The organism is Solidesulfovibrio sp. (assembly GCF_029978005.1).
Lineage (GTDB): Bacteria > Desulfobacterota > Desulfovibrionia > Desulfovibrionales > Desulfovibrionaceae > Solidesulfovibrio.
Genome location: NZ_JARKOZ010000060.1, coordinates 1 through 13,223, shown reverse-complemented (window position 1 = coordinate 13,223; position 13,223 = coordinate 1). Strand labels below are relative to the sequence as shown.

General features: G+C 68.5%; 11 protein-coding genes. 3 read left to right on the top strand and 8 right to left on the bottom strand.

Annotated features, from left to right (window positions below):
• Positions 1-209: 209 nt before the first annotated feature.
• The 5 genes from Q1K70_RS07390 to Q1K70_RS07370 form a co-directional block, all read right to left on the bottom strand.
• Entirely contained in the window at positions 210-989 is a 780-nt protein-coding gene (locus tag Q1K70_RS07390; RefSeq protein WP_300157404.1) for an ABC transporter ATP-binding protein, read from the bottom strand.
• Positions 986-1,951: a branched-chain amino acid ABC transporter permease gene (locus Q1K70_RS07385; protein WP_300157402.1), complete on the bottom strand. Its 966-nt coding sequence runs from the start codon at positions 1,949-1,951 to the stop codon at positions 986-988. Before Q1K70_RS07385 ends, Q1K70_RS07390 begins: the two co-directional genes overlap by 4 nt.
• Positions 1,948-2,823: a branched-chain amino acid ABC transporter permease gene (locus Q1K70_RS07380; protein ID WP_300157406.1), complete on the bottom strand. Its 876-nt coding sequence runs from the start codon at positions 2,821-2,823 to the stop codon at positions 1,948-1,950. Before Q1K70_RS07380 ends, Q1K70_RS07385 begins: the two co-directional genes overlap by 4 nt.
• 10 nt (positions 2,824-2,833) lie before the next feature.
• Complete coding sequence (locus Q1K70_RS07375) at positions 2,834-3,976, bottom strand: ABC transporter substrate-binding protein (RefSeq protein ID WP_300157399.1); 1,143 nt, start codon at positions 3,974-3,976, stop codon at positions 2,834-2,836.
• Between the two features lie 158 nt (positions 3,977-4,134).
• Positions 4,135-5,280 carry an ABC transporter substrate-binding protein gene (locus tag Q1K70_RS07370; protein ID WP_300157397.1) on the bottom strand — a complete coding sequence of 382 codons (1,146 nt, stop codon included), beginning with the start codon at positions 5,278-5,280 and terminating at the stop codon, positions 4,135-4,137.
• A gap of 223 nt (positions 5,281-5,503) precedes the next feature.
• Between Q1K70_RS07370 and Q1K70_RS07365 the strand changes: the two genes are divergently transcribed.
• Both Q1K70_RS07365 and Q1K70_RS07360 read left to right on the top strand, forming a co-directional pair.
• Positions 5,504-5,995 carry a hypothetical protein gene (locus Q1K70_RS07365; protein ID WP_300157396.1) on the top strand — a complete coding sequence of 164 codons (492 nt, stop codon included), beginning with the start codon at positions 5,504-5,506 and terminating at the stop codon, positions 5,993-5,995.
• Positions 5,996-6,119: 124 nt separating this feature from the next.
• Positions 6,120-7,406 carry a DUF1501 domain-containing protein gene (locus tag Q1K70_RS07360; RefSeq protein ID WP_300157395.1) on the top strand — a complete coding sequence of 429 codons (1,287 nt, stop codon included), beginning with the start codon at positions 6,120-6,122 and terminating at the stop codon, positions 7,404-7,406.
• 446 nt (positions 7,407-7,852) lie between these two features.
• On the opposite strand, the gene Q1K70_RS07355 is transcribed toward Q1K70_RS07360, so the two are convergent.
• From Q1K70_RS07355 to hcp, 3 genes are all read right to left on the bottom strand, one after another.
• On the bottom strand, positions 7,853-8,170 hold the full coding sequence (locus tag Q1K70_RS07355; RefSeq protein WP_300157394.1) for a cupin domain-containing protein: 318 nt from the start codon (positions 8,168-8,170) through the stop codon (positions 7,853-7,855).
• Positions 8,171-8,185: 15 nt separating this feature from the next.
• The gene (locus tag Q1K70_RS07350; protein WP_300157393.1) at positions 8,186-8,947 is read right to left on the bottom strand and encodes a 4Fe-4S dicluster domain-containing protein; all 762 of its coding nucleotides are present in this window, start codon (positions 8,945-8,947) and stop codon (positions 8,186-8,188) included.
• 163 nt (positions 8,948-9,110) lie between these two features.
• On the bottom strand, positions 9,111-10,727 hold the full coding sequence (gene hcp, locus Q1K70_RS07345) for a hydroxylamine reductase (protein ID WP_300157392.1): 1,617 nt from the start codon (positions 10,725-10,727) through the stop codon (positions 9,111-9,113).
• A gap of 463 nt (positions 10,728-11,190) precedes the next feature.
• Between hcp and Q1K70_RS07340 the strand changes: the two genes are divergently transcribed.
• Positions 11,191-13,131, top strand: coding sequence for a methyl-accepting chemotaxis protein (locus tag Q1K70_RS07340; RefSeq protein WP_300157391.1), 1,941 nt, complete (start codon positions 11,191-11,193; stop codon positions 13,129-13,131).
• Positions 13,132-13,223 lie beyond the last annotated feature (92 nt).

Sequence of the window (13,223 nt, the reverse complement as noted above, 5' to 3'; positions counted from 1 at the left end):
CTGCGAGGCCGGAATTGGGCTTCCGAGCCTGGATCGCAGCGACGGCATCGGAAGGCCAATTCCGGCCTCGCCTGCGGACTCCCGCCCGCCGACCACGCCTCCACCCGCTTGCCCTCTCCCCGCCTTGCCCGTCGAGGGGGTCCGGGGGGCATCATGCCCCCCGGCCGCCGGAGGCATCTTCCGCCTTTGCCTTCCGCCTACCCTCTCGCCTACTCGTCCTCGCCCAGGTATGCCCTTACCACCTCGGGGTCGGCCTGGACTTCGTCGGGCGTGCCCGAGGCCAGGGGGTGGCCGAAGTTGAGGACCGTGACGTAGTCGCTGACCCCCATGACGAGGTCCATGTCGTGTTCGACGAGGCCGACGGTGACGCCGAGGGTGTCGCGCACGGCCTTGATGCGTTCGCCGAGGCGCGCCGTTTCCTTGGAGTTGAGCCCGGCGGCCGGCTCGTCGAGGAGCAGCAGTTTGGGGTCGGCGGCCAGGGCCCGAGCCATTTCCAGCAGCCGCTGGCTGCCGTAGGGCAGGTCGCCGGCCGGGGCGTCGGCCATGTCGGCCAGTCCCACGAAATCGAGGCATTCCAGGGCACGTGCGCGGCAGGCGGCCTCGGCGCGGCGAAATCCCGGCGTGCGCAGCAGGCTTGCCAGGATGGAGTAGCCGGTGTGGCTGTGGCGGCCGGCCATGACGTTTTCGAGGACCGTAAGCGAGGTGAAGACTTCGAGGTTCTGGAAGGTGCGCACCACGCCGCCGGCGGCCCGGCGATGGGAGGGCAGTCCCGTCAGGTCCGCGCCGTCGAGGGTGACGGTGCCCTCGGCCACGGGGACCATGCCGGTGATGGCGTTTAACATGGTGGTCTTGCCCGCGCCGTTGGGGCCGATGAGCGCCGTGACCGTGCCGGCGGGGATGGCGAAATCGGCTTCGGTGAGGGCGTGGATGCCGCCGAAGCGCACGGTGACGCCGGAGACGTTAAGCAGCGGAGCGGGGCGGGCGTTCACGACGCGCCTCCGCTGCGCCGCAGGCGGCGGGCGAGGCGCGACAGGCCCCCGGCTAGGCCGTCCGGCAGGAACATGATGGTCAGCACCAGTATCGCGCCGTAGACGAGGATGTCGATGTCCTCGAATTCGCGCAGGGCCTCGGGCAGGGCGGTGAGGAAGAACGCGCCGGCCACGGACCCCCAGACGCTGGCCATGCCGCCAAGGACGACCATGACCACGAGTTGGACCGAGAAGGAGAAGCCGAAGGAGGCCGGGGCGATGAAGCTCAGGTAGTGGGCGTAGAGCACGCCGGCGAGGCCGGCGAGGCCCGCCGAGAGCACGAAGACGAAGCGCTTGTGGGCGGCGATGTCGACGCCCAGGCTGGCGGCGGCCTTTTCGCTGACGTGCAGGGCGCGAAGCGCCCGGCCGGTGCGCGAGCGCATGAGGTTGAGCGACATGAGGACCACAAGGGCGAGCACCACGGCCATGAGGTTGTAGTAGGAGAGGTCGGAAGCGAAGTCGTAGCCGGCGAGCGACAGGCGCGGGATGCCGACGAAGCCCGAGGGGCCGCCGGTGTAGTCCACGGCCTCGTTGAAGACGATGGAGACGATGATGCCGAAGCCGAGCGTGGCCATGGCCAGGTAGTGGCCCCTCAGCTTGAGCGTGGGAGCGGCCACGATCCAGGCCACGGCCACGGAGAGGAGCACGCCCAGGGCCATGCCGACGGGAATGGGCAGGGAAAAGCGCGTGGTGGCGATGGCCGTGGCGTAGGCGGCCATGCCGTAGAAGGCGGCGTGGCCGAGCGAAATCTGGCCGGCGTAGCCCATGAGGAGGTTGAGCCCCACGGCGATGACGGCGCTGAGGCAGCCCAGGATGCAGATGCTGAGGTAGTATTCGTTGGGCAAAAGATGGGGCACGGCCAGGAGGGCCGCGAGGAAGAGCCCGGCCTGGGCGGCGTTTATGCCGAAAAAGGCCGGCTTCATACGCGCTCCACGCCGGCCTTGCCGAACAGCCCCGAGGGTTTGACGAAAAGCAGGAGCAAAAGGACGATGAAGGCGAAGGCGTCCTTGTAGCCCGAGGCGACGTAGCCCGCGCCGAAGGATTCGAGCACGCCGAGGACGAGCCCGCCGGCGGCCGCGCCGAAGGGGTTGCCCAGGCCCCCCAGGATGCAGGCGGCGAAGCCCTTGAGCCCGAGCATCATGCCGACGTCGTAGGCGGTCATGGTGATGGGGGCGAGAATCGCGCCGGCGGTCGCGCCGATGAGCCCGCTTATGCCGAAGGAGAGCAGCGCCATGCGGGCCACGGAGATGCCGACGAGGCTGGCGGCCTTTTTCTGGCAGGCGCAGGCCAGCATGGCCTTGCCCTGGAGGGTGGCCGTGAAGAAGAGCTTGAGCGCGGCCAGGAGGGCCAGGGTCACGGCCAGCACCCACAGGCTTTGCGGCTGGATGGCCGCGCCGAGCGCCATGATGGGGGTCACGCCCGAGAAGGCCGGCAGGACGACGGTGTCCTTGCCGAAGGCCAGCATGGCCCCGCCGCGAAGGAGGATCGAGACGCCGATGGTGATGATGACGGCGTTGATGGCCGGCGCGCCGGCGAGCGGCCGGATGGTCAGGCGCTCCATGAGCGCGCCGACCACGGCCGTGGCGGCGCAGGCGCAAAGCACCGCCGCCACGAGCGGCAGGCCCGAGCCGGCGAACCAGACGGCCAGCATGCCGCCGAGCATCACAAACTCGCCCTGGGCGAAGTTGATGATGCCCGTGGTGTTGAAGATCATCGTGAACCCGAGCCCGATCAGCCCGTAGGCGGCCCCCTGGGTGAGTCCGGAAACGAGGTATTGCGGCGCGCCGGAAAGCATCAAGACGGCGTCACTCCCCGATGACGACCCAGTCGCCCTTGTCGATGCCGAGCATGATGAAGGCGTCCGGGCCGAGGCCGGCGTGGTCCTCGGGGGTGTAGGTGAAGACGCCGCCGATGCCGGAGAAGGCTTTGGTCTTTTCCAGGGCGTCGCGGATGGCCTCGGGCTTGTCCGAGCCGGCGGCCTCGATGGCCTTGACCGCCAGATGCAGCGAATCGTAGCCGTGGCCGCCGAAGGTGGAGACCGGGGCGTTGAACTTCTCGCCGTAGGCCTTGGTGTAGGCCGTGAGCAGGGCCTTTTCGGGGTCGCTGTCCGGCAGCTTCTCGGCGGCGGTGATCTTGCCGGCGGGCAGGAGCAGGCCCTCGGCGGCGTCGCCGGCCAGCTCGATGAACTTTTTGCTGGCCACGCCGTGGCTCATGTAGAGCGGCGTTTTGATGCCGAGCTGGACGCGGTTTTTGGCCACCACGGCCGGGCCGGGGTTGGTGCCCCAGCAGATGACGGCGTCGGGGGAGGTCCCCTGGATCTTGGTCAGCTGGGCGGTCATGTCCGTGTCCTTGGGGCCGAAGACCTCGTCGGCCGTCAGTTCGAAGCCCTGGGCCGGGACGAGTTCTTTGAGCACCTCGCGGCCGGCCTGGCCGAAGCCGTCGGACACGGTGAGGATGGCGAGCTTTTTGTATCCCTGCTTTTGGGCGTGGGCCAGGATGCGGGCCACGGCCAGGCGGTCCGAGGGTGCGACCTTGAAGATGTAGGGGTTGACGGGCTTGGTGATCTTCTCGGCGGCGGAGCAGGAGATGATCGGCGTCTTGGCGGCGGCGGCCTTGCCCATGACGGCCAGGGAGTTGCCCGAGGTGGTGGGGCCGAGGATGGCGGAGACGCGCTCCTTTTTGAGCAGCCGGTCGGTGGCCAGCACTGCTTTGTTCACGTCGGTCTCGTCGTCGAGGATGACGACTTCCAGCGGCCGGCCGAGGACCCCGCCGGCGGCGTTGATCTTGTCCGCTTCCATCTGGATCGTGTTCTTCTCGGGCTCGCCCAGAAAGGAAGCCGGGCCGGTGACGGACAGCACCGCGCCCAGGCGCACGGGATCGGCGGCGAAAGCCGGCAGGGCCGACAGGATGGCGGCGCAAACGGCCAGGGCGGCGGCGCGCAGTCGCATGGGAGGCTCCTTTATCGAAATGGTTTCGCGCGGCGGGAGCGCCGCCGCGCGAGCAGTCGGCATCACGTGTTCGCGTCCCGCCCCCTATAGTCGAGAACGCCTTCAAAGGGAACCGGGAACGGCCCGAAGTGTTCGTTTTCGTGACACCACTGGGCGAATTATTCGCCGGCCAGCAGCTTGAATTCGCCCCCGGCGATGGTGACCATGACGAAGGCGTCGGCGTCCAGGCCGTTGTGGTCCTCGGGCGAGAAGCCAAACACGCCGGTGATGCCGGGAAATCCCTTGATCTTCTCCAGATTGTCCCGGATGGCCGCCGGCGAAGCGTCCTTGCCGTCGGTTATGGCCCTGGCCACCAGCATGAGGCCGTCGTAGGCGTAGCCGCCGAAGGCCGAGGCCGGGGTCTTGAAGCGCTCCTCGTAGGCCTTGGCGTAGGCGGCCAGCGGCGCTTTCTGGGGATCGGCCTCGGGGAGCTGGGCATAGACCGTGAGCTTGCCCGCGGGCAGCAGCAGACCCTCGGCCGCCTCGCCGGCCAGTTCCACGAACTTGGCGCTGGCCACGCCGTGGCTCATGTAGAGCGGGGTCTTCATGCCGAGTTGGACCCTATTTTTGGCCACCACGGCCGGGCCGGGGTTGGTGCCCCAGCAGATGACGGCGTCCGGAGAGGCTCCCTTGATCTTGGTCAGCTGGGCGGTCATGTCCGTGTCCTTGGGGCCGTAGACCTCGTCGGCCACGAGCTCGAAGCCCCCGGCCGGGACGAGTTCCTTGAGCACCTCGCGGCCGGCCTGGCCGTAGCCGTCGGACACGGTGAGGACAGCGAGCTTTTTATACCCCTGCTTTTTCGCGTGGGCCAGGATGCGGGCCACGGCCAGGCGGTCGGACTGGGCCGTCTTGAACACCCAGGGGCTCACGGGCTTGACGATCTTCTCGGCCGCGGCGCACGAGACGAGCGGCGTCTTGGCGGCTACGAACTTGGGGGCCACGGCCAGGGAGTTGCCCGAGACGGTCGGTCCCACCACGGCCACGACGTTGTCCTTTTTGAGCAGCCGGTCGGCGGCCAGCACGGCCTTGTTCACGTCGGTCTCGTCGTCGAGCACGATGACTTCCACCGGCCGGCCGAGCAGGCCGCCGGCGGCGTTTATGGCGTCGGCCTGCATGGCCAGGGTGTTCTTCTCGGGCTCGCCCAGGAACGAGGCCGGGCCCGTGGCGGACACCACGGCCCCGATGCGGATGGGCTCGGCGGCGAAGGCGGCGGGAGCGGCCAAAACCAGGGACAAAACGGCGATCATCAAGGAAACAGGTGGCATGGGACCTCCGGAAAAGATTGCGGCAACGAATCTTCGGCCAATAGCCCGCCCGCATACGGCATGGCGCGGTTTTGCGCAATTACATCATGATAATTATTGCAAAATACAAGCAAATTTCCGGCAGAACATCCCGCGAGACCGAGCGTGTCCCGGCGCGGCTTGCCAACGCCGTCGCCGTTGGATTATGCCGGAAAGCAAGCATTCCCCTCCCAAGGAGCACGCCATGCAGACGTTTTTTCGCGCCCTGTCGCTGGCCATGGCCCTGACGCTGGCCGTGGCCGCGTCCGCCCTGGCCCAGGCCAAGGCCCCCGCCCCCCAGGCCGCTCCCGCGCCGGCCGACGCCGGTTCCAAGAAGTCCGACGAGGTCGCCCGCAAGACGCCCGTGGCCATCGACCACGACGACAACGACGCCGTGGGCACGCGTCTGGCCTACCGGCTCAAGGAGCTGCTCGGCCGCTCGTCGCTCATGCAGCCGAGCGCCAAGGACGAGAAGAAGATCGTCCTCGTGCTCAAGACCAAGGAAGAATTTCCCGGCCGCTCGGGGTTGAGCTCCATCTATTCGGTCAGCTGGCTTTTTTCCTCCAAGGAAGGGGCGCTCAAGTACTTCCTGACCTCCGAGGCCGGCATCGTGGACAGCGCCGACATCGATCAGATCGCCGAGACGCTGCTCGGCAGGACCGACAAGCTGGCCGCGACCTACGGCTATCTGTTCTGAAGCGCTATCCTTGAGGAATGCATCGGTATTGTTCAAGAAAATCATTCATGCGCGTTGCTTGTGAAACGCGCGGGCACGGATCTCGCGGACACGAGGCGCGCCCGAGGCCACGGGGGGAGAAGCGGTGCGACGACGCGAGGTGCTGGGATTTCTGGCCGCCCTGAGCCTGACGGGGCTCGCCGACGCGGCGGGCGTGGCGGCCGTCGGGGCGAAGAAGGGCGGACGCGAGGAAAAATCCCCGGCCAAGGGAACGGCCAAAGAGGCTGACAAGGCCCGGGACAAGCCGGCCTGGCGCGAGGGCCGCCAGCTCGTGGTGGTCTTTTTGCAAGGCGGGCCCGACGGCCTGTCCGTGGCCGCGCCGGCCGCCGATCCGCTCTACCGGGCCCTGCGCCCGACCACGGCCCTGTCCCCGGACTGCGGCGGCCTGGACCTGGGGCGCGGCTTTCTGCTGCATCCGGCCCTGGCCGGGCTGGCCCCCTTTTACGCCAAAAAGAAGCTGGCCGTGGTCCCGGCCTGCGCCATGCCGGGCGTGGCCGCCGCCCACGGGCCGGCCCGGGCCGATTTCGGCCGGGGCGCGCCGGCGGGCAAGGCGGCAGGCGGGGCCAAGGGCTGGCTGGGACGCCTCGCCCTGGCCCTGGGGGGCGGCGCGTCGCAGATGCTCGTGGCCAGCCAGTCCGACGCCTACGCCGGCGCGCCGCACTACAACATGCTCGCTCCCGGCCGGGGGCCGTCGCTGCCGGGCCTGCCCGTGGAGGACCAGGCCCTGTACGAGGCCGCCTCCAGGCTCTACGCCGGCAAGGAGCCCCTGGCCAAGGCCTTCGCCAAGGGCCGCGAGGACCGGCAGGACGCCCTGGCCAAGCTGCTGGAGGAGTCGCGAAAGGCCGGCGCCGGGGCCATCCCGGCCCCGGCCTTCCCGGAATTCGCCGAGCGCTTCGGCCGCGAGCTGGCCAAACGGCGCGACGCCGCCCTGGCGTATCTCGCCGTGGGCGGCTTCGACACCCATTCCGGCCAGGGCGGGGCCAAGGGCTACCTGGCCGACCGGCTGCGCGAGACGGCCCAGGGCCTTGGCCGGCTGGCCGAGGGCCTGGGCAAGGCTTTCGAGGACACGGTCGTCGTGGCCCTGGGCGAGTTCGGGCGCGGGGCGCGGGAGAACCGCTTCGGCGGCACGGACAACGGCCAGGGCGGGGTCATGCTGGTCCTGGGCGGGCCGGTGGCCGGGGGGCAGGTGCTCGGGGAGTGGCCGGGCCTGGCCACCCACCGCCTGGCGGGCGGCCGCGACGTGGCCGTGGCCACGGACTGGCGCGAGGTGGCGGGCCAGATCGCCGTGCGCCACCTGGGCCTGCCCGAAAAGCGGCTAGGGGACGTGTTTCCGGGATTTTCGCCCTCGGGCGCGCCGCAGGTCGTGGCCTGAGCTTTTTTGACGCGGCCGGCGAGAGCCCGGGCGAGGTGCTGCGCCGGGCCGACGAAGCCATGTATCTGGGCAAGAAGGCGGGCCGGGACCGGGTGGCGAGGGCCTGTGGCGGGGTTCGGACGGATCGATGCCGGGGCCGGGCGCGGCAGGGCTGGCGCGCCAAAGTCCTTTGGGTTTGGGGTCCGTTCGGAGGCCGGCGGGTTCGCGTCCGCCAGTATGCCATGGCGTCCCGTCCCGTGCGCGCGGTTGGCGGTACGCGCCCGGGACGCCCTGCCGCGTCCGGCCCCGGCATCGGGTTCTGCTTTGCGCTTTTTTTCACATAATCCGGCCCATGGCAAGCCGGACCTCCCCCGCAACCCCCTCAAATCGCACGGCCCGGAAATCGTTTTTCCGGGCCGGCGATTTTTTATCTGCGCGTCTTGCCCAGGGAAGGCAAGCCTTGCGGCCTAGGGCGGCGGGGCGATGGTCACCAGCACCCGCATGTCGGTTATGGCCCGGATGCCGTGGGGCGTGGCGATGGGGCAGGTCAGCACGTCCCCGGCCCTGGCCGGCAGGGTCGCGCCGTCCGCGCCGAGGAACTCCCCCTGGCCTTCCAACACCACGATGGAGAGTTCCCCATCCACGTCGTGGGAGTGCACGGGCAGGGTCTGGCCGGCCCGGAAGTTGAAGTTGACGATGCGGAAGTTGGCCGAGTCGTGGACCCACAGCGTGCCGTGGCCCGTGTCCTTGAAGGGACCTTCGTCCAGGACGTTGATGATCTTCATGGCGACTGCCTCCTGTTACATGGCGAAAAGGCGGGGTGCGGCCGGCGCGTCGACCGGGCCCATGGACACGATTTCCCCCTGCCTGCCGATCACCACGCGGGTCACGGGCACGGCCTTGCCCGAGGCGGCCGCGGCCGCGGCGGCGATGCGCGCCATGCCGGCGCAGCAGGGGACCTCCATCTGGAGCACCGTGACGTCGGCGATGTCGTTCTCGCGCAGGATGGCCGTGAGCTTTTCCACATAGCTTCCCACGTCGTCGAACTTGGGGCAGCCGAGCAGGGCCACCCGGCCGGGCAGGAAGGCGGTATGGAAGGCCGGGAAGGCCGGCGGCACGCAGTCCGAGGTCAGAAGCAGGCGCGCGCCCTTGAGGAAGGGGGCCGTGGGCGGCACCAGGCGCAGCTTGATGGGCCAGTGGGACAGGGCCGAGCCCGCCGCCGTCTGGCTCGCCGGAGCGTTGGCCTGCTGGCAGGGGGAGAGCGTCATGGCCCGGGCCGAGGGGCAGCCGCCGCCGTGGGACGCGGCGTGGGCCGGCTTGCCCGTGGCGGCCAGGCGCGCCTCCACGGCCTGCTCGTCGAAGTCCGGGGCCTCGCGCTCGATGATCTGCAGCGCGCCGGTCGGGCAGTGGCCGATGCAGGCGCCCAGGCCGTCGCAGAAATGGTCGGCCACGATTTTGGCCTTGCCGTCGATGATTTCGAGAGCGCCTTCGGCGCAGCCGGTCACGCACTGGCCGCAGCCGTTGCAAAGGGCCTCGTCGATTTCGATGATCTTGCGTTTCATGGCGAAATTCCTTGGGGCGACCCGGCCTCGCGCCGGGCCGCCCGCGCTGGCGTCACGCTCCTGGCGTCCCATCCTTGCGATCCGTTGCCGGAAATCGTGGGACGCCAGGGATGAACCATTCTTTCCTTAAAAAATACCGCTGTATTTTTTAAGGGTTGCAATGTCAGCCGAGAATGGCCTTGAGGTCTTCCTCGGGGGTGCTGATGGGTTTGATGTTGAAATTTTCGACCAGGAAGCCCAGCACGTTCGGGGTCAGGAAGGCCGGCAGGCTCGGTCCCAGGCGCATGTTCTTGATGCCGAGGTGCAGCAGCGTCAGCAGGATGGCCACGGCCTTCTGCTCGTACCAGGACAGGACCAGGGACAGCGGCAGGTCGTTGACGCCGCAGTCGAAGGCCTTGGCCAGGGCCACGGCCACCTGGATGGCCGAGTAGGCGTCGTTGCACTGGCCCATGTCGAGCAGGCGCGGGATGCCGCCGATGTCGCCGAGCTTCTTGTCGAAGAAGCGGAACTTGCCGCAGGCCAGGGTCAAGATCACGGTGTCGGCCGGGGCCTTCTCCACGAACTCGGTGTAGTAGTTGCGGCCGGGCTTGGCCCCGTCGCAGCCGGCCACCAGGAAGAAGTGGCGGATCTTGCCGGCCTTGACCGCGTCGATGACCGCGCCGGCGACGCTTAAGACCGCGTTGCGGGCGAAGCCGGTCATGACCGTGCCCTTGTCCTCGTCCGCGGTGAATCCGGGCATGGCCAGCGCCTTTTCGATCACCGGACCGAAGTTGCCGTTGGCGACGTGCACGGCTCCGGGCCAGCCGACCAAGCCCGTGGTGAAGATGTTGCCGAGGTAGCTGTCGGCCGGCTTCTGGATGCAGTTGGTGGTCATGAGGATCGCGCCGGGGAAGGCGGCGAACTCCTTGTGCTGGTTCTGCCAGGCCGTGCCGTAGTGGCCGAAGAAATGCGGATGCTTTTTCAGCTCGGGATAGCCGTGGGCGGGCAGCATCTCGCCGTGGGTGTAGATGGTGATGCCCTTGCCGGCGGTCTGCTCCAGCAGGTCCTTGAGGTCCTTGAGGTCGTGGCCCGAGACCAGGATGGCCTTGCCGGCCTTGTGCCCGAGCGGCGTCTCGGTGGGCACCGGATGGCCGTAGGCTCCGGTGTTGGCCGCGTCGAGCAGCTCCATGGCGCGCAGGTTCACTTCGCCGCACTTGAGCGCGAGTCCCACCCAGGCGCCGAGGTCCTTGTCCGTGGTGAAGGTGGCGGCCAGGCCTTCGCAGAGGAAGTCGTACACGGCCGGGTCTTCCTGGCCCAGGATGGCGGCATGGTCGGCGTAGGCGGCCACGCCCTTGAGGCCGAAGAGCAGCGTGTGCTTGAGGGCGCGGATGTCGGGATCGGTCTCGGGAATGTCGGCCAGGCCGTGCTTGCCGCCCTGGGCGACGAGACCGGCCAGGTCGGCGGCAGGCTGGAAGGTGGCCGGGCCCTCGGGCAGCTTGGTCGAGAGGAGGGCGGCCAGGGCCTTGCGCTTGGCCACGGCCTCCTCGATCCAGGGCTTGAAGTCGGCCGGGTCGAAGTTGACGTTGGTGAGCGTGGTGAAAAGGGCCTTGGCGAAAAAGCGGCCGGTCTCCAGGGGCACGGCCTTGCCTTCGGCCTTGGCCGCGGCGGCGGCCTGCCCAAGGCCGGTCAGGGCGTAGACGAGCAGGTCCTGCAGGTCGGAGACCTCGGGCTTCTTGCCGCACACGCCGAGTTTGTCGCAACCGGTTCCCTTGGCCGTCTGTTCGCACTGGTAGCAAAACATATCAGGTCCTCCTTGTCGGGTTTCTCGTCCGGGTTTCCGTTTCCGTGGTTCCGGGTCTACGCGGGCCGGGGCAAGGACGGTTTGACCTAAGTCAAGAAACGCATTTTTTTACGCTCCGCCCGCCGGCACGCCCGAGATGCGCCAAGCCGCACGGCAGGTCGGCTCCGGACGACGTTCGGGGGAGGGGAATCGTTCAAAATAAACGCTGTTCGGCGGAAAAGGTCAAGATGTTCAGGGGGCCGGGCGGGCAAAACAATGGACAGTGACACGGGGAGCCGCTAGGTTGCAGCGAACGCATTTCGGAAGTTCCCGTTGTCATACCATTGCGGAGGATACGATGCGAAGCGTTCGAACGGCAATGATAGTCATCATCGGAATAGTGGTTGTTCTCATACAAGCCCTCTTGATCGTCGGCGTAGCAAAAATGAGCTTCGACGACAGCATGTCGGCACGACAGCACGAAATGAACGCCTTGGTCACCGCCATAGTCAAGGCGGCCGGGGAGTTCGGCGAACAGCAGATGGAATTGGTGCAGGGCGTGTCGCTCATGCCGGCGGCGCGCGATTTTCTCGCCAACAACCAGAGCGAGGCGGAGTTGAGCCAGGTGGCGGAAGCGATGTCCAAGGCGTCCAAGGACATCAACACCTTCTATATTTTCAATAAAGAGGGCACCCAGGTCATTTGCATGTCCCAGGGCCAGGCATCCAAGCGCAACCCCCTGGGGGACCGGGAATACATCCAGGCGGCCCTGGCCGGAAAGCCGGGCATGAGCAGCGTGCCGACCAAGAGCCTCGTCACGGGCAAGCTCATCGTCAGCGTGACCGCTCCGGTGCTGGACGCCTCGGGCAAGGTGCTCGGCGGCGTGGGCATGTCCTACGTCCTCGACGGGCTCATCGAGGACTACATCGAGTCCATCCGCATCGGCAAAAGCGGCAAGCCCTTCATCCTTTCGCCCAAGGGCGTGGTGGTGGCGGACGCCGACCGCGACCTGCTGCTCAAGGACATTTCCAAAGACCCCGGGATCGCGGCCCTGCTGGCCAAGCCCTCGGGCGATGGGAGCATGACGCGCGGCGGCCAGGAGAAGCGCGTGGTCTGGTCGCGGGTGTCGGGCTGGAACTGGGTCATGGCCGTGGCCATGGACGTGGCCGAGATGGAGGCCCCGGCCGTGGCGCTGCGCAATTCCATGGGCATCGCCGGCCTCGTGGCCGTGGCGGCCCTGCTGGCCGTGACGTTCCTGGCCCTGGAGCGCATCGCCGTGCGGCCGCTGAGGCGCCTGCAGGCCTACGCCTCGGAGGTCGCGGCCGGGCACCTGGGCGCCAGCCTCGACCTCGAGCTGCGAAACGAGATCGGCAAGCTGGCCGAGAGCCTGCGCTCCATGGTGGGAAGCCTCAAGGGCAAGATCGCCGAGGCCGACGACAAGACGCGCCTGGCCAATGAGGAGTCGCAAAAAGCGGCCCAGGCCACCCAGGAGGCCGAGTCGGCCAAGGCGGTCGCCGAGCAGGCCATGGCCCAGGGCATGCTCCAGGCCGCGGGCAAGATCGACAGCGTGGTCGGCATCGTCGGCGCGGCTTCGGAGGAGCTTTCGGCCCAGATCGAGCAGTCCACCCGGGGGGCCGAGGAGCAGTCCGCGCGGGTCGGCGAGACGGCCTCGGCCATGGAGGAGATGACCGCCACCGTGCTCGAGATCGCCAAGAACGCCTCCACGGCCTCGGACGCGGCCAATAATGCCAGGACCCAGGCCGACGACGGGGCCAAGGTCGTCTCGGAAGTGGTCAAGGGCATCGGCGACGCCCAGGAGCAGGCCCTGGGGCTCAAGACCGACATGACCGCCCTGGGCCGCCAGGCCGAGGGCATCGGCCAGATCTTGAACGTCATTTCCGACATCGCCGACCAGACCAACCTTTTGGCCTTAAACGCGGCCATCGAGGCGGCAAGGGCCGGCGAGGCCGGACGCGGCTTCGCCGTGGTCGCCGACGAGGTGCGAAAGCTCGCCGAAAAGACCATGACCGCCACCAAGGAAGTGGGCCAGGCCATCAGCGAGATCCAGTCCGGCACGCGCAAGAACATCGGCAACGTGGACCTGGCCGTGGAGAAGATCCAGGCCGCCACGGCCCTGGCCGCCAAATCCGGCGAGGCCCTCGGTCGCATCGTGGCCCTGGTCGAGGCCACCTCCGGCCAGGTCGCCTCCATCGCCACGGCGGCCGAGCAGCAGTCGGCCACCTGCGAGGAGATCAACCGCTCCATCGAGAGCATCAGCCGGGTTTCGGCCGAGACCTCCGACGCCATGCGCCAGTCGGCCCAGGCCGTGGGCGAGTTGGCGGCCCAGGCCCAGGAGCTTTCGAGTCTGGTGCAAAGCCTCAAGGAGGAGGCGGGCGCGTCCGGCCCCCGGGCCCTGTCCGCCTAGGACCGCGTTCGCTGGCATTGTTTCCGGGCGTCGCCGCCGGGAGAGACTCCCGCTTCCCAAGGGCCGGACGCCGGCAGGACGGGCGACGCGCC